This window comes from Acidovorax cavernicola, assembly GCF_003581445.1.
Genome location: NZ_QXMN01000022.1, coordinates 43,369 through 64,667, shown reverse-complemented (window position 1 = coordinate 64,667; position 21,299 = coordinate 43,369). Strand labels below are relative to the sequence as shown.

General features: G+C 67.8%; 18 protein-coding genes. 7 read left to right on the top strand and 11 right to left on the bottom strand.

Features of this window, described 5'->3' with window-relative positions:
• The first annotated feature begins 340 nt into the window (after positions 1–340).
• The 4 genes from D3H34_RS17915 to D3H34_RS17900 all read left to right on the top strand — a co-directional run bounded on the left by D3H34_RS17915 (position 341) and on the right by D3H34_RS17900 (position 5,030).
• On the top strand, positions 341–1,312 hold the full coding sequence (locus tag D3H34_RS17915; RefSeq protein ID WP_119555378.1) for a Bug family tripartite tricarboxylate transporter substrate binding protein: 972 nt from the start codon (positions 341–343) through the stop codon (positions 1,310–1,312).
• A 130-nt stretch (positions 1,313–1,442) separates the two neighbouring features.
• Positions 1,443–3,056 (top strand): gamma-glutamyltransferase family protein, encoded by a 1,614-nt coding sequence (locus tag D3H34_RS17910; protein WP_119555377.1) that lies wholly within the window; start codon positions 1,443–1,445, stop codon positions 3,054–3,056.
• 21 nt (positions 3,057–3,077) lie between these two features.
• Positions 3,078–4,031: a DMT family transporter gene (locus D3H34_RS17905; protein ID WP_119555375.1), complete on the top strand. Its 954-nt coding sequence runs from the start codon at positions 3,078–3,080 to the stop codon at positions 4,029–4,031.
• A gap of 207 nt (positions 4,032–4,238) precedes the next feature.
• Positions 4,239–5,030, top strand: a complete 792-nt coding sequence (locus D3H34_RS17900) for an SDR family oxidoreductase (RefSeq protein WP_119555373.1) — start codon at positions 4,239–4,241, stop codon at positions 5,028–5,030.
• Between the two features lie 116 nt (positions 5,031–5,146).
• Here the strand turns inward: D3H34_RS17900 and D3H34_RS17895 are convergent, their stop codons facing one another.
• A complete protein-coding gene (locus tag D3H34_RS17895) occupies positions 5,147–6,058 on the bottom strand; it encodes a DMT family transporter (protein ID WP_119555371.1) in 912 nt (303 codons plus the stop codon).
• Positions 6,059–6,187: 129 nt separating this feature from the next.
• Between D3H34_RS17895 and D3H34_RS17890 the strand changes: the two genes are divergently transcribed.
• A complete protein-coding gene (locus D3H34_RS17890; protein ID WP_119555369.1) occupies positions 6,188–7,174 on the top strand; it encodes a quinone oxidoreductase family protein in 987 nt (328 codons plus the stop codon).
• Between the two features lie 112 nt (positions 7,175–7,286).
• The gene (locus D3H34_RS17885) at positions 7,287–7,709 is read left to right on the top strand and encodes a response regulator (protein ID WP_119555367.1); all 423 of its coding nucleotides are present in this window, start codon (positions 7,287–7,289) and stop codon (positions 7,707–7,709) included.
• Here the strand turns inward: D3H34_RS17885 and D3H34_RS17880 are convergent.
• The gene (locus D3H34_RS17880; RefSeq protein WP_119555365.1) at positions 7,669–8,592 is read right to left on the bottom strand and encodes a LysR family transcriptional regulator; all 924 of its coding nucleotides are present in this window, start codon (positions 8,590–8,592) and stop codon (positions 7,669–7,671) included. The genes D3H34_RS17885 and D3H34_RS17880 overlap by 41 nt on opposite strands.
• A 70-nt stretch (positions 8,593–8,662) precedes the next feature.
• On the opposite strand from D3H34_RS17880, the gene D3H34_RS17875 reads away from it, so the two are divergent.
• Positions 8,663–9,670 (top strand): bile acid:sodium symporter family protein, encoded by a 1,008-nt coding sequence (locus tag D3H34_RS17875; RefSeq protein WP_119555460.1) that lies wholly within the window; start codon positions 8,663–8,665, stop codon positions 9,668–9,670.
• Between the two features lie 618 nt (positions 9,671–10,288).
• Here D3H34_RS17875 and D3H34_RS17860 read toward each other — a convergent pair.
• The 9 genes from D3H34_RS17860 to ileS form a co-directional block, all read right to left on the bottom strand.
• Positions 10,289–11,950, bottom strand: coding sequence for a Na/Pi cotransporter family protein (locus tag D3H34_RS17860; protein ID WP_119555359.1), 1,662 nt, complete (start codon positions 11,948–11,950; stop codon positions 10,289–10,291).
• A gap of 73 nt (positions 11,951–12,023) precedes the next feature.
• On the bottom strand, positions 12,024–12,881 hold the full coding sequence (locus tag D3H34_RS17855; protein WP_119555357.1) for a phosphodiesterase: 858 nt from the start codon (positions 12,879–12,881) through the stop codon (positions 12,024–12,026).
• Positions 12,878–13,951, bottom strand: coding sequence for an ABC transporter ATP-binding protein (locus D3H34_RS17850; RefSeq protein ID WP_119555355.1), 1,074 nt, complete (start codon positions 13,949–13,951; stop codon positions 12,878–12,880). The genes D3H34_RS17855 and D3H34_RS17850 overlap by 4 nt, the downstream gene beginning before the upstream one ends.
• Positions 13,941–14,741 (bottom strand): ABC transporter permease, encoded by an 801-nt coding sequence (locus D3H34_RS17845; RefSeq protein WP_119555353.1) that lies wholly within the window; start codon positions 14,739–14,741, stop codon positions 13,941–13,943. The genes D3H34_RS17850 and D3H34_RS17845 overlap by 11 nt, the downstream gene beginning before the upstream one ends.
• Positions 14,741–15,571, bottom strand: coding sequence for an ABC transporter permease (locus D3H34_RS17840; RefSeq protein WP_119555351.1), 831 nt, complete (start codon positions 15,569–15,571; stop codon positions 14,741–14,743). Before D3H34_RS17840 ends, D3H34_RS17845 begins: the two co-directional genes overlap by 1 nt.
• A gap of 15 nt (positions 15,572–15,586) precedes the next feature.
• Positions 15,587–16,600, bottom strand: coding sequence for an ABC transporter substrate-binding protein (locus tag D3H34_RS17835; RefSeq protein WP_119555349.1), 1,014 nt, complete (start codon positions 16,598–16,600; stop codon positions 15,587–15,589).
• A 34-nt stretch (positions 16,601–16,634) separates the two neighbouring features.
• Positions 16,635–17,654: a LacI family DNA-binding transcriptional regulator gene (locus D3H34_RS17830; protein ID WP_119555347.1), complete on the bottom strand. Its 1,020-nt coding sequence runs from the start codon at positions 17,652–17,654 to the stop codon at positions 16,635–16,637.
• 171 nt (positions 17,655–17,825) lie between these two features.
• Entirely contained in the window at positions 17,826–18,341 is a 516-nt protein-coding gene (gene lspA, locus D3H34_RS17825; protein WP_119555345.1) for a signal peptidase II, read from the bottom strand.
• Positions 18,341–21,190 (bottom strand): isoleucine--tRNA ligase, encoded by a 2,850-nt coding sequence (ileS, locus tag D3H34_RS17820; protein WP_119555343.1) that lies wholly within the window; start codon positions 21,188–21,190, stop codon positions 18,341–18,343. Before ileS ends, lspA begins: the two co-directional genes overlap by 1 nt.
• Between the last annotated feature and the right edge of the window lie 109 nt (positions 21,191–21,299).

Below are 21,299 nucleotides of genomic sequence, written 5' to 3'. Positions count from 1 at the left end.
GAGTCGAAGCCTGGGGCGCTGACATGAGCGCCCCCGAAGGGAAAGAAATTCAAGGGGAGGTCTCCTGTGCGCCACTTCTGTGTTCGAGTGGACTGGCGCGACTATCGAGCGGCAGGCCGCCCGGGAGGAAATACCGTTTGCTGATGCGAAGCCATCGCTATTTCTGATGGGCGGCGCGCGACGCGCTGCGCCGCGCGATGGCCGTGGCACGATTGATGCGATGGATTCATATATCTATCCGATAAATCCATTTCCCTTTTCAATGCCCCGCGTGTCCAATCCTGCGGCCACGTCGGACAAGGCGCGCTCCCGACACACCACCTCGCACACAATGAATTTCATGAAACGAACCACCCGCGCCGCGCTTGCCGCGGCTGCGCTGGTGCTGGCCGCGGCGCCCGCACTGGCCCAGAACTATCCGAACCGTCCGATCCGCCTGATCGTGCCGTTCCCGGCGGCCGGTGCCACCGACCTCTTCGCCCGCACGCTGGGGCAGAAGATGAGCGAGAAGCTCGGCGGCACGCTGGTGGTGGACAACAAGCCTGGTGCTGGCGGTGCCATCGGCTCCGACCTCGCGGCCAAGGCGCCGCCCGACGGCTACACGCTGTTGCTCGCGACCACGAGCACGCACGCCATCGGCCCGGCCATCACGCCGAAGCTGCCCTACGACACGGTGCGCGACTTCGCGCCCATCGCCCACGTGGGCGATGCGCCGAGCATCATGCTGGTGCCGGTCAACTCCCCCGCCAAGACGGTGCGCGAGTGGATCGACCACGCGAAGAAGAACCCCGGCAAGCTCAACTACGCATCGAGCGGCAACGGCACCATCGTGCAGCTCACGGCCGAGCTGTTCAAGGCGCAGGCCGGCGTGTTCGTCACGCACATTCCCTACCGCGGCACGGCGCTCGCGGTGCCCGATCTCATCAGCGGCAAGGTCGACGTGCTGTTCGACTCGCTGCCCACCGGTATGCCGCACGTGCGTGACGGCCGGCTGCGCGCACTGGGCGTGACTTCGCTCAAGCGCAGCCCGCTGGCTCCCGAGCTGCCGGCCATCGCCGACACGCTGCCGGGTTTCGAGTCGACCACCTGGTTCGGCTTCTACGGACCGAAGGGCCTGTCGCCGGACATCGTGGCGCGCGTGAACAAGGCCGCCAACGAGGCGCTGGCTGACCCCGAAGTGAAGGACAAGCTCGCCCGCCTGGGCATCGAGCCGGCGAACGCGGGCACGCCCGAGCAGTTCGCAAAGATGGTGGCCGTGGACGCCGCCAAGTGGAAAAAGATCGTCGTAGATCGCAAGATCACGAATGACTGATTAGGCTCGCCCCCAGGCTGCGCGCACTTCGTGTCGCTTCGCCAACCCCCTGCCGGGGGCAACACCTGCGGCCCGGCAAAGCCGGTTCCGCGGTGTTCTTGAATGGTTCACGTCGCCCTGAAAGCACTGTATGAAGTTTGATTACGCCAACCCCTACCTCTCGACCCGCCTGCCCGTCTTCGCGCGCAACGTGGTGGCCACCTCGCATCCGCTGGCCGCGCAGGCGGGCCTGCGCATCCTGCAGCAGGGCGGCAACGCGGTCGATGCGGCCATTGCCACGGCCGCCGTGATGACGCTGGTCGAGCCGGTGAGCAACGGCCTGGGCAGCGACGCCTTCTGCATCCTGTGGGACGGCAAGGAGCTGCACGGCCTTAACGCCTCGGGCCCCGCGCCCCAGGCCTGGACGCCCGAGTACTTCAAGGCCAAGTACGGCGCCGACGCCGCCACGCCGCCGATGCGCGGCATCGATTCGGTCACGGTGCCGGGCGCGGTGCGCGGCTGGGTCGCGATGAGCGACCGCTTCGGCAAGCTGCCCTTCGCCGACCTGATGGCACCTGCCATCGACATCGCCGAGCGCGGCTACCTCGTGCCGCCGGTGGTGCAGGGCAAGTGGGCGGCGGCCACGCCGATCCTGAAGTCGCAGCCGGGCTTTGCCCAGGCCTTCCTGCCCTGGGGCCGCGCGCCCGAGATCGGCGAGCTGTTCCGCTTCACCGCGGCGGCACGCGCGCTCAAGGCCATCGCCCGCACCAAGGGCGAGGCCTACTACAACGGCGAGATCGCCGAGGCGCTCGCGAAGTTCTCGAAGGAGCAGGGCGGTGCGCTCACCGTGGCCGACATGGCGGCCTACCAGCCCGAGTGGGTCACGCCGATCTCGCGCGACTACCGCGGCCACACGCTGCACGAGATTCCGCCGAACGGCCAGGGCATCGCGGCGCTGATCGCGCTGGGCATCCTCGAGAAGTTCGACATCGCCTCGCTGCCGGTCGACTCGGTGCAGTCGCAGCACCTGCAGATCGAGGCCATGAAGCTGGCCTTCGCCGACGTGTACCGCTACGTGTCCGAGCGCAAGACCATGGAAGTGACGACCGAGCAGATGCTCGACGACGCCTACCTGGCCTCGCGCGCGCGCCTGATCGACCTCAAGAAGGCGCAGGACTTCAAGGCCGGCAACCCGGTCAAGGGCGGCACCATCTACCTCACCGCGGCGGACGAGAGCGGCATGATGGTGAGCTTCATCCAGAGCAACTACATGGGCTTCGGCTCGGGCTGCGTCGAACCCGAGTTCGGCATCAGCCTGCAGAACCGCGGCCACGGCTTCAGCCTCAAGGCCGAGAGCCCGAACGTGGTGGCGCCGGGCAAGCGCCCGTTCCACACCATCATCCCGGCCTTCCTCACGAAGGACGGCCAGCCGGTGATGAGCTTCGGCGTGATGGGCGGCAACATGCAGCCGCAGGGCCACATGCAGACGCTGGTGCGCATGCTCGACTACGGCCAGGCGCCGCAGACCGCGTGTGACGCGCCGCGCTGGCGCTTCAACGCGGGGCTCGAGATCAACGTCGAGGCCGCGATGAAGGCCGAGACGGTACAGGGCCTGCGCGACCTCGGCCACCACCTCGAGGTGATCAACGACTCCTACCAGGACTTCGGTGCCGGCCAGTTCATCTGGCGCGCGGGCGAGCCCTCGGTGAAAGGCTACGTGGCCGCGAGCGACCCGCGCCGCGACGGCCTCGCTGCAGGCTATTGAGGATCAAGGGATGATCGGGGGATGAACAAAGCAGCCGCATCGGTCGGCATCCCCCCATCCGGACACGAGGGCGCGCGCAAGGGCTACGCCACCGGCCTCGTCCTTGCCACGCTGGGCGCCATCGCGTTCAGCGGCAAGGCCATCATCGTCAAGCTCGCGTACCGCTATGGCGTCGACGCCATCACGCTCATCATGCTGCGCATGCTCTTCGCGCTGCCGCTGTTCGCGGTGATGGCGTGGTGGGCCGGTCGGGGCAAGCCCTCGCTCACCACGCGCGACTGGCTCGGCATTCTCGGGCTCGGTTTCTCGGGCTACTACCTCGCGAGCTTTCTCGACTTTGCAGGGCTGGCCTACATCTCGGCCAGCTTCGAGCGGCTGATCCTGTACCTCAACCCCACGCTGGTGCTGTTCTTCGGCTGGCTGCTGTACCGGCGCCGCCCGACGCGTCCGCAGGTGATCGGCATGGTCGTGAGCTATGCCGGCGTGCTGCTGGTGTTCGGTCACGAGCTCTGGACCGGCGGCGACGGCAAGGGCGGCGGCGCGGCGGCATGGGGCGCGTTCCTCGTGTTCCTGAGCGCGGTGAGCTACGCGGGCTACCTTGTCTACAGCGGCGAGTTCGTCAAGCGGCTCGGGTCGCTGCGGCTCGTGGGCCTGGCCACCACCGTGGCTTGCGTGCTGTGCATCCTGCAGTTCGTGCTCACGCGGCCGGTGAGCGCTGCACTGACGGTCGCCCCCGAGGTGATCTGGCTGTCGGTGCTCAACGCCACGCTGTGCACGGCGGTGCCTGTCCTCATGGTGATGATGGCCATCGAGCGCATCGGCCCCGCCATTGCGGCGCAAACCGGCATGATCGGGCCCCTGTCGACCATCCTCATGGGGGTGGTCATACTGGGTGAGCCGTTCACCGCGTGGATCGCGGCCGGCACGGTGCTCGTCATCGCGGGCATCTTCGTTTTCACACGCAAGGGACGGTAGGTGTGGTGTCCCGCACATAGCTGCGCATGAAATCGCGCCTTTCACGCCAGGGCGGCGTTGCAAATCCTCGCGATACCTACGGGTATCGCTGCGGTTTGCGCCTTGCCCTGACGCGAAACGCATCGATTTCATTCTGCGCAGCTATGTGCGGGACACCACACCAGCCGTCCTTGCAGCATCGATCGATCGGTCGACTGGAGCAAACACATGGATCTGGGCATTGCAGGCAAGACCGCGCTGGTGTGCGGCGCGAGCAAGGGATTGGGCTACGGCTGCGCCGAGGCGCTGGTGCGCGAGGGCGTCAACGTGGTGATCGTGGCGCGCGGCGCCGAGGCGCTCGACGCGGCGGCCAAGCAACTGGCCGCCGTGGCCGGAAGTGCCGGCCCGTTCGTGAAGCATGTGGCCGCCGACATCACCACCGAAGCCGGCCGCGCGGCCGTGTTCGCACTGGGCCACGACTTCGACATCGTCGTCACCAACGCCGGCGGCCCGCCGCCCGGCGACTTCCGCAACTGGGACCGCGAAGCGTGGATCAAGGCGGTCGACGCCAACATGCTCACGCCGATCGAGCTCATCAAGGCCACGGTCGACGGCATGGCCCAGCGCGGCTTCGGTCGCATCGTCAACATCACGTCGAGCTCGGTGAAGTCGCCGATCGACATCCTGGGTTTGTCGAATGGCGCACGCAGCGGCCTCACGGGCTTCGTGGCCGGCGTGGCGCGCACCTCGGTGGCGGCGCAGGGCGTGACCATCAACAACCTGCTGCCGGGTTCCTTCGAGACCGACCGCCTCAAGGGCACGATGGCCGGCGCGGCGCAGAAGACGGGCCAGGATTTCGACACCGTGTGGGAAGCACGCAAGAAGAACATTCCGGCCAAGCGCTTCGGCACGCCGGCGGAGTTCGGCGCGATCTGCGCGTTCCTGTGCAGCATGCAGGCCGGCTACATGACCGGCCAGAACGTCCTGGCGGACGGCGGCGCCTACCCGGGCACCTATTGAGCTCACCCCCAGGCTTCGCGCACTTCGTGTCGCTTCGCCAACCCCCTGCCGGGGGCAACACCTGAGGCCCGGCAAAGCCGGTTCCTCGGTGTTCGCTTGAAGGGGCCGCTTCGTCCTCAGCGCCGCGACGACACCACGATCCCGCCGACGATCAGCACGAAGGCGGCGCCGTGGTACCAGTGCGGCGCCTCGCCCAGGAAGGCCGCCGACAGCACCGCCGCGAACAGCGGCGTGAGGTTCATGAAGATGCTCGCCGCCTGCGGGCCCGCGCGTTGCACGCCGGTGCCCCAGCAGCGGTAGGCCAGCACGGCGGGGCCGATGCCGATGAACAGCAGCGCGGCCACGAGGGGCCAGCCCAGGTCGATGTGGGCGTCGGTGAGCGTCCATTCGCCGGCGGCCAGCGCGGCCGACCACGCGAGTCCGAACACCAGCTGCGCCATCAGGAAGGCGGCCCAGTCGCTGCGCACGTTGGCCGGCTCGTGCGTGCGCGCCAGCAACCAGCTGTAGAAGGCCCAGGCGATGGTGCCCGCGATCATGTAGAGATCGCCCGGCACCAGCCGCAGCGCGAGCAGCTGCTGCCACTCGCCGCGGCTCAGGACCAGCAGCACGCCGAGCATCGACAGCAGCGCACCACCCACCGTGCGCCGGCTGGCGCGCGCGCCGAAGCACAGCGTGCCCACGGCCAGCATCCACAGCGGCAGGCTCGAGCCCACCAGCGTGACGTTGATCGGCGTGGAGGTCTGCAGCGCCAGGTACTGGAAGGCGTTGTACAGGCCGATGCCCAGCAGGCCCAGCAGCGCGTAATTGCGCCAGTGCGCCCACAGCGGGCTGCCGCGCCGCAGCACCCAGGCCGCCAGCGGCAGCAGCAGCACGAACGCGATCACCCAGCGCACGAAGTTCAGCGTCAGTGGCGACACCAGCGCGCGCACCAGCCGGCCGACCACCGCATTGCCGGCCCACAGCAGCGGCGGCACGGTGAGGAGCAGGGCGGTGAGGGGCGTGAGGCGGTGGTGCGATGCGGACGACATGGCCGCCGACTCTACCGGGCCCGCGCAGTGTCCGCTCTTCGCCCGTTCCGCCCGTTCCTCGTCGCGAAAAGGCCAAACGTGGCACGATGCCCATCCTTTCCCTTTTCCCCCTGCGTGGAGACAGCAACGATGTTGAGCAAAGCCGTCCGTATCGATCGCCATGGCGGTCCCGAGGAACTGAAGGTCGTCGAGGTCGAGGTGGGCGAGCCCGGCCCCGGCGAGATCCGCATCCGCCACAAGGCCGTGGGCCTGAACTTCATCGACACCTACCAGCGCACCGGCCTATACCCGTTCCAGATGCCGCTGCAGCTCGGCATGGAAGCCTCGGGCATCGTCGAGGCGGTGGGCGAGGGCGTGACGCACCTGAAGGCCGGCGACCGCGCCGCCTACGCGAGCCAGCCGCCTGGTGCCTACTGCGAGCTGCGCGTGATGCCTGCCAAGTGCGTGTGCAGGCTGCCCGACGACATCTCCTTCGAGACCGGCGCGGCCATGATGCTCAAGGGCCTCACCACCCAGTACCTGCTGAAGAAGACGCTGCCGGCCGAAGGCCTGCAACCCGGCGACTTCGTGCTGTTCCACGCGGCGGCCGGCGGTGTCGGCCTCATCGCCTGCCAGTGGGCCAAGGCGCTCGGCCTGCAGCTCATCGGCACCGCGGGCAGCGATGCCAAGTGCAAGCTCGCGCTGGCGCATGGCGCGGCGCACGCCATCAACTACAGCACCGAGAACTTCGCGGCGCGCGTGAAGGAGATCACCGGCGGCAAGGGCGTGAAGGTGGTGTACGACTCGGTCGGCAAGGACACCTTCGAAGGCTCCGTCGACAGCCTGCGCCCCTTCGGGCTGCTGGCGATCTTCGGCAACGGCTCGGGTCCGGTGCCGCCGGTCAACCTCGGCCTGCTGGCTTCGAAGGGTTCGCTGTACGTGACGCGCCCGACGCTGTTCACGCACATCGCCACGCGCGAGAGCACGCAGGCCATGGCCGACGATCTGTTCGCGGTGGTGCAAAGCGGCGCGGTGACGATCCCGATCGAGCAGCGCTACGCGCTGGCCGACGTGCAGCAGGCGCACCGCGACCTCGAGGCGCGCAAGACCACGGGCTGCACCATCCTCACGCTCTGAGCCCGACGGGGCGGGCCAGCGGGTGATGTCCTACGCGCGGTGGGGTGTCACACCTTCGACTTGTGGCGGGCGCAATTTGTAGCCTGCATCAGTGACCTCCACACCGTCCGCCATGACCACCGTCCGCGCCTTCATCGTCGAAGACAACCCCGCCCAGCGCGCCAGCCTGGCGGGCACGCTGCGCGAGATGGCGCGGGTCGATCCGGTCGGCCAGGCCGAGTCGGAGGCCGAGGGCACGCGCTGGCTTACGCACAACCCGGCGCTGTGGGACCTGGCCATCGTCGACCTGTTCCTGGGCGACGGCACCGGCTTTCAGGTGCTCGAGGCCTGCCGCAACCGCGACCCGATGCAGAAGATCGTCGTGCTGAGCAACCACGCCACGCCCGAGACGCGCCGCAAGTGCGCGCAACTCGGCGCCGACGCGGTGTTCGACAAGGCCACCGAGGTCGAGGACCTGATCGACTTCTGCGTGCGCGAGCGGCAGGAGCGCTTCTTCAGCGCGTTGCTGCCGGCGAAGCCGGCGGCGCCTCACTGAGCGCGGCCGTCTCGCGCACCATGCGCCAGACCCGCTGCGCGAGCGGCGACAGTTCGCGGTTGCGGCGCCGGATCAGCATGATCGCGCGCTGCACATTCGGCACCAGCGGACGCACCACCAGCCGCGCCAGTCCCTCGGGCGGCAGCGACAGGCCCGGCATCACGCTGATGCCGATGCCGGCCTCGACCATGCGGAACACGGTGGTCGCGTGGCCCAGCTGCTGCTTCACGTCGCAGCGTGCGCCGTGCCGCTCCAGCGCCTGGTCGATGAGGCGCCGGCTGCCCGAGGCGTGATCGAGCAGGACGAGCGGCTGACCGTCGAGCGCGGACCAGTTCACCGCGGCCTTCTGCGCCAGCCGGTGGCTGGGCAGCGTCACCACCATGAAGGGGTCGTCGAGGATCGACTCGCAGTGCAGGTCGTCGGCTTCGGAGGGCTCGATCACCACGCCGAAATCGACCTCGCCGCTGCGCACGCTGTCCATCACGTCCTGCTGGATGCGGTCGAGCAGCAGGAACTGGATGCCCGGCGCCTGCACCGCGCAGGCTGCGATGCAGTCGGGCATGAGGTTGGCCGAGAGCGTGGGGCTGCTCGCCACGCGCACCTTGCCGCCGCGTGCGCTGGCCAGGCCCGCCACGTCCTGCAGCGTCTGGTCGAGCTCGTCGAGCACCCGGTCGAGCCGGGCCGCGAACGACTGGCCGGCGTCGGTCAGCACCACCTCGCGCGTGGTGCGGTCGAGCAGCTTGAGGCCGAGCTGGGCTTCGAGCTCCGAGATCGACCGGCTCACCGCCGGCTGGCTCAGGCCCACCTGGTCACCGGCGCGGCTGAAGTTGCGGCCCTCGGCCACCGAGCGGAAGACGCGGAGTTGGCGAAGCGTGACGTTCATGCGTTCAAATCATATATCCATCCGATAAATCCATTTCTCTTTTGAATGGGCGGAAGGTCCAATGCAGGCCATGGCACGTTCACGCTTTCTCCCCGACAACTTCACGCTCACGCTCGTCGCGGTCGTCACCCTGGCCAGCCTGCTGCCCGCCAGCGGCCGCGTGGCGCATTTCTTCGAGGGCCTGACCACGGTCGCGATCGGGCTGCTGTTCTTCCTGCACGGCGCCAAGCTGTCGCGCGAGGCGATCCTGGCGGGCATCACGCATTGGCGGCTGCACCTGCTGGTGTTCGCCGCGACCTTCATCCTCTTCCCTCTGCTGGGGCTCGCGCTGCGGCCCGCACTGTCGCTGCTGGTGACGCCGCAGCTGTACACGGGTGTGCTGTTCCTTTGCGTGCTGCCGGCGACGGTGCAATCGGCCATTGCCTTCACGGCCATGGCGCGGGGGAACATGCCGGCTGCGATCTGCAGTGCGTCGGCTTCGACCCTGCTGGGCGTGTTCATCACGCCGGTGCTGGTGAGTCTTGTTGTCTTGCCTGAGGGTGGGGCGGTGGCGTCGTCTTCATCGCTCGATGCGATCGGGCGCATCTTGCTGCAGCTGCTGGTGCCGTTTGTGATCGGCCACCTGTCGCGTCCTTTGATTGGGAAGTGGATTCAGAAGCGCGCTGCGGTGCTGAAGTTCGTGGACCAGGGGTCGATTCTGTTGGTGGTCTATACGGCGTTCAGCGCGGCTGTGATTGAAGGGCTTTGGAAGCAGATTCCTGTGAGTGCGTTGTTGGGGTTGCTGTTGGTGTGTGGGGTGTTGCTGGCGTTGGCGTTGGGGGTGACGACGTTCCTGGCGCGGCGCTTCGGGTTCAATGTGGAGGACGAGATCACGATCGTTTTCTGTGGCTCGAAGAAGAGTCTGGCCAGTGGGATTCCTATGGCGAAGGTGTTGTTTGCTTCGCATGCCGTCGGGGCGATTGTTCTGCCTTTGATGTTGTTTCATCAGATGCAGTTGATGGTTTGTGCTGTGTTGGCGCAGCGGTATGCGCGTAGAGCTGTTGCAACGACTGCGGCTGGCTTGCAAGGGGCTAAGTAGGTTTGGTTTCCGGGGCCGGGTCTCGCCCCGGCGGGCGACTTACTTTCTTTTGCTTCGCCAAAAGAAAGTAAGCAAAGAAAAGGCGACCCCACTGTCTGCGACCCCTTCGCGTTGCTACGGGGCAACCTGCGGTGCTCGCGTTTCGCGGGGTCTCGCAGAACTCGCTTCGCTCAAACAGCTGCGATCCCTGATCCGCGAAACGCTGCGCTCCTCGGCGCAGCCAGAGGGGAGGGGGAGGGGACGGCCCATCGCTGCGCTCGGGCCGGTAGGGCCATCGCGTTGCTCGGCCCTGGACGATTCTTTGGGGGAGGCCCCAGGCCAAGCGAAGCGAAGGCCCGTGAGGTGTTGGAAGCCGAGCGAAGCGATGGCGAGTCCGGTTCCCCAATCCCTTCTGTATGCGCCGAGGAGCGCAGCGTTTCGCGGATCAGGGCTCGCCCTTGTTTGAGCGAAGCGAGTTTGGGCGAGACCCCGCGAAATGCGAGCACCGCAGGTTGCCCGTAGCGCAGCGAAGGGACGCAGACAGCAGGGTCGCCTTTCTTTTGCCTACTTTTCTTTGGCGAAGCAAAGAAAAGTAGGTCGGCCGCCGGGCCGAGACCCGGCCCCGGAAAGCAAACCGACTCAGCCCTCAATCTTCCCCAACCGCGATTCACGAAGCCGACTAGGCGCCAACGCCCCCGCCGACTCCAGAATCGGATAAGCAATAGAACAGATATGCGAATTGATCCGCTTCAAATCGCTGATCAAGTCGATGTGCAGCGAGCTCGTCTCAATGCTCAAGGTTGTCTGATCCGACAACCGATCCAGGTGAGTCGTCGCATAAGCCCGCTCCAGGTCCCGGAACCGCGCCTTCTCTTCCAGAAGCTTCTGCGCATCCCGCACATTCCCATTCAGGAACACGCTCATGCTCAACCGCAGGTTGGCAATGAGCCGCCCATGCAGCTCCACGATCTCCGCCATCCCCGCGGCTGAGAAGTTGCGCTGCGGCTTGATCTTCTTGTCCTCGATGTCGATGATCACGCGCTCGATGATGTCGCCGATCTGCTCCATGTTGATCGTGAAGCTGATGATGTCCGTCCAGCGCCGGCTTTCCTCTTCGCCCAGCGCCTCGCGCGAGATGCGCGTCATGTAGTACTTGATGGCCGAGTACAGCTCGTCCACCGTGTCGTCCAGCTGCCGCAGCTCCTGCGCCAGCCGCAGGTCGTTGTTGCGGATCACGTCGAGCGTGCCGATGAGCATGGTCTCGACGATGTCGGCCTGGTGCAGGGCCTCGCGCGCGGCATTCGAAATGGCGAGCGAGGGTGTCGACAGCGCCGAGGGGTCGAGGTGGTGCGGACGGCTGGTGCCCACGGGCTGCGGCGGCACGGGCAGCATGCGTGTCACGAGCTTGGCAACCCACTGCGTGAGGCCGATGAAGCCGATGCTGATCACGATGTTGAACGCCAGGTGGAACAGCACCACGCCGTGCGTCTGGTTGGGCAGCTCGGGCTGCACGTAGCGGATCCACAGGCCGACAAAGGGCGTGACCAGCGCGACGCCCAACGCCTTGAACAGCAGGTTGCCGACCGTGACCTGGCGCACCGACACCGCCGAGCGTGCGGTGGTCAGCACCGCCAGCAGGCCGCTGCCGAGGTTGGCACCGAGCACCAGGCCCAGGGCCACATCGAGCGGCACCACGTTCGAACTCGCCATGGCCGCCACCAGCAGCACCACCGCCAGGCTGGAGTACGCCACGATGGCCAGGGCGGCGCCGAGGGTGATCTCGAGCAGCACGTCGCTGGTGATGGACGCGAGCAGCGCGCGCACGGCCGGCGACGAGAAGAGCGGCTCGGTGGCCGCGACCACCAGCTGCAGCGCCAGCAGCATCAGCCCGAGCCCGATCAGCACCCGCCCCACCCGGCCCGCCACGGTGGCCGAGCGCGTGATGAACAGCACCACCCCCACGAAGATGAACATCGGCGAGAGCCAGGACAGGTCGGCCGAGAACAGCACCGAGATCAGCGCCGTGCCGATGTCGGCGCCCCGCATCACCGCCAGCGCGGCCGGCAGCGTGACCAGGCCCTGCCCGACGAAGGAGGAGGTCATCAGCGACGTGGCCGTGCTCGACTGCACGAGCGCCGTGACGCCGATGCCCGAGAGCGCGGCCGTGAAGCGGTTGCGCATGCTCTGCACGAGGATCTTGCGCAGGTTGGCGCCGAACACGCGCAGCACGCCGGTGCGCACGAGGTGCGTGCCCCACACCAGCAGGGCGACTGCCGCAAGCAGATTCAGGAGGTGCTTCATGGAGGGCGGATTCTGACCTTTCTCTTGTTTTCGTTTTGGTTCGTTTCGGCCCCATTCTGCACAAGTAGACGCTTCAGTCGATCAGGGCCCCGTTGTCGTGGAAAGGATAAGGGCCTTCGAAGGCGCCGGAGGCGGCCAGATGGGTGACGAGCCGGCCTCCTGCCGGGGACCAGGCATGCACCCGGAAGGCGGGCGGTTCCAGCGTCCAGGCCGAGGCGGCGTCGGGCGCCAGGTCGAGGCAGACCTGGTGGGCCTGCGCCGGCGAGGTCGAGGCGATGGTGCCGCCGAAGCGCACGTCGATGGCGCGGTGCAGGTGGCCGCAGATCACGCGCTCGACGTTCGTGTAGCGGCGCAGCAGGGCTTCGAGCGCGTCGGCGCCTTCCAGCAGGCCGATCTCGTCCATGTGGCCGATCAGCGTCTGGAAGGGCGGGTGGTGCATGGCGACGACCACGGGTTCGTGGCGGCAGGCATCGAGCTGGGCTTCGAGCCAGGCCAGGCGCCGCTCGCACAGCGTGCCGTGGCTGGCGCCGGGCACGCAGGTGTCGAGCGTGAGCAGCCGCAGCGCGCCGACGCGCACCGAGTACTGGACGAAACCGTGCGTGTCGGCACCCGTGCCCAGGTAGGCGTGGCCGGGGAAGCTGCGGCGCAGCTGGTCGCGGTCGTCGTGGTTGCCGGGCAGCAGGTAGACGGGCATCGTCAGCGGCGCCAGCAGGCGGGCCAGGTGCTCGTACTCGGCGGCGCGGCCGAAGTCGGTCAGGTCGCCGGTGATCACCACCGCGTCGGGCGGCTGGCGCAGCGCGAGCACCGATTGCACCGCGCGCGCGAGGTAGGGCGCGGTGTCGATGCGGCCGTAGGCCAGCCGGCCCGGTTCGCGGATGTGCAGGTCGGTCAGCTGGACCAGGAAGGTCGTGGGGTTGGTTGTGGTCGTCATGCGCGGGTCTCCTGCGACGTCATCAGGCGGTCGGCGGGGATGCGCAGGCCCACCGCGTCGCCCGGTCCGAAGGGGGTGTCGCGTCCCACGTCGGCCACCAGCACGGGCTGGTCCTGCACGCGCAGATGCAACTGCACGCGGTCACCGAGGAAGGTACGGCGTTCGACGGTGGCGTGTCCCCATCCGGTCGCGTCACCTGGAGGGGGCGCGCCGACCTCGATGTCTTCGGGCCGCACCAGCAGCGTCGCATGCTGCTGCCAGGGCGCGGGGCAGGGCAGGAACGAGCCTCCGAGTCGGACAACGCCCTGCGAGATGGCGTCGGCGCCGCGTTCGAGCCGGTTGACCCGGCCCAGGAACTCGGCCACGAAGGGATGCGCGGGCGAACGGTACAGGTCTTCGCCGCGGCCCACCTGCACGATGCGCCCGGCGCGCATCACCGCGAGCCGGTCGGCGATGGCCAGCGCTTCCTGCTGGTCGTGCGTGACGTGGATGGCCGTGATGTGCAGGCGGCGCAGCAGCTCGGCGAGTTCGTCGCGCAGCGACTCCTTGAGCTTGGCGTCGAGCGCGGCCAGCGGCTCGTCGAGCAGCAGCACGCGCGGGCGCACGGCCACGGCGCGCGCCAGGGCCACGCGCTGGCGCTGGCCGCCCGAGAGTTCGGCGGGACGCTTGCTCTCCAGCCCGCCCAGGCGCACGAGATCGACCAGCTCGCCCACGGCGCGCTTTTCTTCATCGGGCGACACGCCGCGGATGCGCAGGCCGTAGCCGATGTTGGCCGCCACCGTCATCTGCGGAAAGAGGGCGTAGCTCTGGAACACCATGCCCACGCCGCGGTGTTCGACCGGGCGCTGCGTGACGTCCTGGTCGCCGAACACGATGCGGCTGCCGGCGTCGGGCGCTTCCAGTCCCGCGATGAGGCGCAGCAGCGTGGTCTTGCCGCAGCCCGAGGGGCCGAGCAGCGCGAGCACTTCGCCGGCCTCCACGCGCAGGTCGGTGGAGTGCAGGCCGCGCGTGCCGTCGGCATAGGTCTTCGCGCAGTTCGAGATGTCGACGGGGATGCGTTCAAGTTCCATGGCGCTTTTGAATCAGATTGGCAAGGTACTGCAGACTCCACAGCACGGGAAGGATGACGGCGAAGAAGACCAGCGTGTAGGCCGAGCCGATCTCGATGCGCATCGAGGCGTAGCTGTCGGCCAGGCCCACGGGCAGCGTGCGCGTGAGCGGCGTGTGCAGCATCCAGGTGAGGTTGAACTCGCCCACGGAGAGCGTGAACACCATCAGGCTGCCGGCCACGATGGCGGGGAACACGGCGGGCACGAGGATGCCCATGAAGCGCTGGCGGAAGTTCGCGCCCAGCGAGCGCGCAGCCTCTTCCAGCGCGAGCAGGTCGTCGCGTTGGAAGGCCGAACTCACGGTGCGCACCATGAAGGGCAGCGTGAAGACGATGTGGCCCACGAGGATGAAGGCGAAGCTCTGGCGGAAGGCCGTGAGCTGGCCGTAGGCGAGGATCAGCGCGAGTGCCGTCGCCAGTCCCGGCACAGCGACCGGCAGCGTGAGCAACTCTTCGAAGATGCGCGCCGCGCGCGAACGGCTGCGCGCCAGTGCATAGGCGCAGGGCACGCCGAGCAGCACGGTGCACACGACGCAGGCCACGGCCAGCGCGAGCGACCAGCCGACGGTGCCGCCGTAGTTCTCCCACACCTCGCCGAGCCAGCGCAGCGTGAGGCCGCTCTTCAGTCCGGCGCTGTAGTTGTTGACGAGGCCCGCCATCACCGACAGCAGCATCGGCGCGATCATGAAGAGGCTCACGAGCACCGTGACGGCGAGCAGGAACGGGGCCCGGGGTTGCGAGGGTGTCTTCATCATCGGGCGATCGGGTTCGCGCCGAAGCGGCGTGCCACGAAGAGCACCAGCCAGGTCACGACGCCCAGCGAAATCGACAGCGACGCGGCGAGCGCGAAGTTGGCGTAGTTGGTGAACTCGTTGTAGATGGTGATCGGGATCACCTCGAACTTGCTGGCCAGCGTGAAGGCCGTGCCGAAGGCGCCCATCGAGGTGGCGAAAAGAATGGCGCCGCAGGCCAGTGTGGTGGGCGCGAGCTCGGGCATCCACACGTCGCGCGCCACGCGCAGCTTCGAAGCGCCGAGCGAGCGCGCCGCTTCTTCGAGCTGCGTGTTCATCGATTCGGCCGCGGCGGCATAGGTGGCAATGGCGCGCGGTAGCGAGAAATACAGATACGCCAGGAACAGACCGAGCAGGCCGTAGGCGAAGGTGATGCGCTCGCCGACGAGCGTGTCGCTCAGGTCGGCGATCACGCCCTGGCGTCCGCCGAGCAGGATCACGAAGAAACCGATGATCACGCCCGGGAACGACAGCGGCAGCGTGAGCAGCGACAGCAGCATGCGCTTGCCCGGGAAGGCATGGCGCGCGAGGTAGATGCCCACCGCCGCGCCCAGCACCAGCGTGGCCAGCGTCACCGCCACCGACAGCGCGACGGTGTTGGCCATGCTTTGCAGGTAGCGCGCATCGGTCAGCACCGCGAAGTAGGTGGCGGCGCCCTTGTCGGCCGGCAGCGCCAGCAGGCGCACCACCGGTAGCAGCCAGAAGGCCGCGAAGAAGACGGCCGCCGGCGCGACGCAGGCGAGCAGCCGCCAGCGCGGATTCCAGGCGTTGGAGGTGGTGGCTTGCGTCATCTCATGCCCTGCGGGTCAGCGCACTTCTTTCAGGTACTGGTCGGAGAAGGCGCGTTGCGCTTCGGCCATGCGGGCGTAGTCGACGGTCTTGGCGCGCGCGTAGTCGCTCGCGGGCAGGAACTGCGCCTCGATCTCCTTGGGCATGGCGCTGGCGCGCACCGGGCGCAAGTAGGCCTTGGCCCAGATCGCCTGGCCTTCGTCGGACAGCGTGAAGTCGAGCACCTTCTTCGCGTCGGCCGCGTGCGGCGCCTTGGCGACCAGGCTCATCACGTAGGGCACGGCCAGCGTGCCTTCGCTCGGGATGACGAAGGCGACGTTGGCCTTGTCCTTGTACTTGGCGCGGTAGGCGTTGAAGTCGTAGTCGAGCAGGATCGCGATCTCGCCCGAGAGCACGCGCGCGTACGAGGTCTGCTTCGGCACGATGGGCTCGTTCTTCTGCAGCGCCTTGAAGTAGTCGATGGCCGGCTTGAAGTTGTCGAGCGTGCCGCCGCGCGCTTGGTTCACCGCCACGGCACCCACGTAGCCTACGAAGGCCGAGGCCGGGTCGAGGTAGCCGATCAGGCCCTTGTACTCGGGCTTGAGCAGGTCGGCCCACGACTTGGGCACCGGCTTGCCCTTGAGCGCGTCGACGTTGACCATGAAGCCGAGCGTGCCCGAGTGGATGGTGAACCAGTGGCCGGCCGGGTCCTTCAGGCCGTCGGGGATGTCCTTCCAGGCGGCCGGCTTGTAGGGCTCGACCACGCCGTCCTTCGCGGCCTGCACCGCGAAGGTCACGCCCAGGTAGGTGATGTCGGCCACGGGGCTGGCCTTCTCGGCGACCAGCTGCGCGAGCGACTGGCCCGAGTTCTTGTTGTCGGCCGGCACGGTGATGCCCGTCCTGGCCTTGATGGCCTTCAGCTGGGTGCCCCAGTCGGCCCATTCGGTCGGGCAGTTGTAGCAAATGGCGGTCTGGGCCATGGCGCCGCTGGCAGCGACAAGGGCGGCAGCCAGCACGCCGAGGCGGGCGAATCGGTGGAAGCGAAGGGACATGGAAGAACTCCTGGAAGGGGTGGTGAGGTCGGGGTCAGGACACTGCGGCGTCGTTGTCTTCGCGCGCACTCGCGCACGACTCGCCGTCTCGGAAGGCATGGGGGAGCAGCAGGCTCGCGTCGGCCTGCAGCGTGCGGCCGCCGGCCATCGCCTGCACCAGCAGCTCGACGCTGTGGCGGCCGATGTCGCTGTTGGGCTGCGCGATGGTGGTGAGCGCGGGTGTGAGGTCTTCGCCGAGCGCAATCCCGTCGAAGCCGACCACGCTCAGGTCGTCGGGCACCGCGAGGCCGCTCAAATGTGCGGCGCGGATGCTGCGGATCGCGAGCAGGTCGTTCGAGCAGACCAGCGCCGTGGGACGCGTGCGCGGGCGCAGCTCGGCGCACAGCGCGTCGACGGCGGTCTCGACGAAGGGCACTTCAATGAGCGGCGGTGCGTCGAGGCCGGCCTCGGCCATGCCGCGCTGGTAGCCGCGGTAGCGCTGCTGCGCGCGGTCCGACGCGGCCAGTGTGCCGCTGACCATCGCGATGCGGCGGTGGCCCAGCAGCACGAGGCGCGTGACCGCATCGGCCACCGCGCCCTCGCTGTCTACCGACACGCAGGGGTGGTCGGAATGCCGGTTGTAGGCCAGCACGTAGGGCACGCCGGCGGTCTGCAGGCGCTGCAGCGCGGCCGACGTCGACGGGTTCGACACCACCAGGATCAGCCCGTCGACGTTGCCCGCCAGCAGCAGCTGGACCGCACGTTCTTCCTCGTCGAGCCTGTAGCCGGTGGTGACCGGCAGGATCGCGTAGCCGCCCGCGACGGCCGCCCGCGCAATGCCCTGCAGGCATTCGGCGAAGGTCGGGTTCAGCAGCGTGGGCAGCACCACGCCGAGCGTGCGGCTGCGCTGGGTGCGCAAGGTGCGGGCGCTGGCGTTGGGCAGGTAGTTGAGCTCGCGCGCCACCCGCTCCACCAGTTCGCGCGTGGCCGGCGTGACCTTGTCGGGGAAATTGAAGGCGCGCGACACCGTGGCCACGGAGACCCCGGCCTGGGCGGCTACGGCTTGAATGCTCATCGTGCGAGGTCCGTTGCGTGGTTCATGTAATCGATTACATTGGACCGGCGCAGTATGACTTCGCGATGACAGGGCGGGGAAGTGAGGAGAAACCCGCGGCCGCTGGCGCAGGGCATGCGCCAAGGAAGGCCAAAGAAAAAGGGGCCCGTGGGCCCCTCGCTGAGAACTGGCTTACTTGCCCCTGCGCACTCGCCGGATCTCGTCGACGATCAGGCAGATCGCGCCGAGTGTGATGGCACTGTCCGCTGCGTTGAACGCCGGGAAGTACCAGTTGCCCCAGTGGAAGCTCAGGAAGTCGACAACGTAGCCGTGCATCATCCGGTCGACCACGTTGCCGATGGCGCCGCCCAGGATGCAGGCCATGGCGAACGAGAAGAGCTTCTGGCCCGCGTGCGACCTCAGCATCCAGACGATGAAGATCGCCGCCGCCACGCCGATCGCCGTGAAGAACCAGCGCTGCCAGCCCGAGTGGTCGGCCAGGAACGAGAAGGCCGCGCCCGTGTTGTGCCAGCGCCCGACGTTGAAGAAGCTCGTCACGTAGGTCGAGTCGTAGAGCTTGTAGTAGCCCAGGATCAGCGTCTTGGTGAACTGGTCGATCAGCACGATGATCAGCGCCAGTGCCAGCCAGGGCCAGATGCTGGCCCCGCGCGAACGCGAGGCCGACGAGGCGGAACGGGCCGTCGCCATCAGGCCACGCTGCGCGATTCGCCCGCGCCGAACAGGTTGCTCGTGCAGCGGCCGCACAGGGTCGGGTGCGCCGCGTCGTGGCCCACGTCCTCGCGGTAGTGCCAGCAGCGTTCGCACTTGGGTGCGGTGCTGGGCGTGACCACAGTCGACAGGGTGTCGCCCGCCGCCAGCGCCACGGCCGAGGCAATGAACACGAACTTCAGGTCGTCGCCCAGCGAACCCAGCAGCGCGAAGTCGTCGGCTGGTGCATTCAGCTGCAGGTTGGCCTGCAGCGACGAGCCGACCTTGCCTTCGGCGCGCACGGCCTCGATGTCCTTGTTGACGCCGTCGCGGATCTCGCGGATGCGGCTCCACTTGGCGAGCAGCGCCTCGTCGGGTGCGGCGAACTGGCTGTAGGTCTGCGTGAAGATCGATTCGCCGGTCTTGCCGGTGCCCACGATCTTCCAGGCCTCTTCGGCCGTGAAGCTCAGGAAGGGCGCCATCCAGCGCAGCATGGCTTGCGAGATGTGCCACAGCGCCGTCTGCGCGCTGCGGCGCGCGAGCGAGCCCGGGGCCGTCGTGTACAAGCGGTCCTTCAGGATGTCCAGGTAGAAGCCGCCCAGGTCTTCCGAGCAGTAGATCTGCAGCTTGGCCACCACCGGATGGAACTCGTACACCTGGTAGTGCGCGAGGATCTCGGCCTGGAACTGCGCCGCGCGCGCGAGCGCGTAGCGGTCGATCTCGAACAGCTGGTCGAGCGGCACGGCATCTTTTGCGATGTCGAAGTCGCTGGTGTTCGCGAGCAGGAAGCGCAGCGTGTTGCGGATGCGGCGGTACGCGTCGACCACGCGCGCGAGGATCTTGTCGTCGCCCGCGATGTCGCCCGAGTAGTCGCTCGCCGCCACCCACAGGCGGATGATTTCCGAGCCCAGCTTGTTGCTGATTTCCTGCGGGTCGATGCCGTTCTTGAGCGACTTGCTCATCTTGATGCCCTTGGCATCCACCGTGAAGCCGTGCGTGAGCAGGCCCTTGTACGGCGCACGGTCTTCCAGCATGCAGGCGATCAGCAGCGACGAGTGGAACCACCCGCGGTGCTGGTCGTGGCCTTCGAGGTACAGGTCGGCCTCGGGGCCGGTCTCGTGGTGCACGTTCGGGTGGGTGCCGCGCAGCACGTGCGAGAAGGTCGAGCCCGAGTCGAACCACACCTCGAGGATGTCGGTGCTCTTGGTGTAGCTCGGTGCGTCTTCGGCGCCCAGGATGTCCTCGACCGTCACGCGGCTCCAAGCCTCGATGCCGCCCTTCTCGACGATGTCGGCGGCCTGGTCGAGGATCTCCATGGTGCGCGGGTGCAGCTCGCCCGAATCCTTGTGCAGGAAGAACGGGATCGGCACGCCCCAGCTGCGCTGGCGGCTGATGCACCAGTCGGGACGCCCGGCGATCATGTCGTGCAGGCGGGCCCGGCCGTTCTCGGGGTAGAAGCTGGTCTGCTCGATGGCGTCGAGCGCGGTCTGGCGCAGCGTCTTGGGCGCCTTGTCCTTGGTGAACACGCCTTCGCCTTCGTCCATGCGCACGAACCACTGCGCGGCCGCGCGGTAGATCACCGGCGTCTTGTGGCGCCAGCAGTGCGGATAGCTGTGGGTGATGGTCTCGGTGGTCAGCAGGCGGTTGGCATCGCGCAGCGCGGCGATGATCACCGGCACGGCCTTCCAGATGTTCTGGCCGCCGAACAGCGGGAAGTCGGGCGCGTAGCTGCCGTTGCCCTGCACCGGGTTCAGGATGTCGTCGTACGCCACGCCATGGGCGATGCAGGAGTTGAAGTCGTCGACGCCGTAGGCAGGCGAGGAGTGCACGAGGCCCGTGCCGTCGGTGGCGGTGGCGTAGTCGGCCAGGTAGATGGGCGACAGGCGCCGGTAGCCGGCGTCCACGTCGTACAGCGGGTGCTCGAATTCGAGCCCGCCGAGCGCCTCACCCTTGACCGTGGCCAGCACCTTGCCGTCCAGCGCATAGCGCGTCATGCACATCTCGACCAGCGAATTGGCCAGGATCAGCAGGCCGCGCTCGGTGTCGACCAGCGAGTACTCCAGCTCGGGGTTCAGGTTGATCGCCTGGTTGGCCGGGATGGTCCACGCGGTGGTGGTCCAGATCACGGCGAAGATGTCGCCGAGGATCGTGTGGTCGGTGCCGAAGGCCTTGAGCACCTTCTCGCGCTCGTGCGCCTTGAAGGCCACGTCGATGGTCTGGCTCTTCTTGTCGGCGTATTCGATCTCGAACTCGGCCAGCGAGGAGCCGCAGTCGAAGCACCAGTACACGGGCTTGAGGCCCCGGTACACGAAGCCACGCTCGATCACGCGCTTGAAGGCGCGCAGCTCGCCGGCCTCGTTGGCGAAGTCCATGGTCTTGTACGGATGGTCCCATTCGCCCAGCACGCCCAGGCGCTGGAAGTCGGCCATCTGCTGGGCGATCTGCTCGGTGGCGTAGGCGCGGCTCTTGGCCTGCATCTCGTCGCGGCTCAGGTTGCGGCCGAACTGCTTTTCGATGGCGTTCTCGATCGGCAGGCCGTGGCAGTCCCAGCCGGGCACGTACAGCGCGTCGAAGCCTTCGAGCTGGCGCGCCTTGGTGATCATGTCCTTCAAGATCTTGTTCACCGCGTGACCCATGTGGATCTGGCCGTTGGCGTAGGGCGGGCCGTCGTGCAGGATGAACTTGGGCGCGCCGTGGCGGGCGTCGCGCAGGCGGTGGTAACGGCCTTCGTCGTTCCATTCCTTCACCCAGCCCGGTTCGCGCTTGGGCAGGTCGCCGCGCATCGGGAAGGGGGTGTCGGGCAGGTTCAGCGTGGAACGGTAATCTTTGGGGGAAGCAGCGTCAGACATGGTGGGGTGCGGCGAAACAGAGGGGGCTTCGACAGGCTCAGCCCGAACTGCATATAGCGTCGGTGCGGAAGAGAAAGCCGTTCGCCCTGAGCTTGTCCAAGGGCGGCAG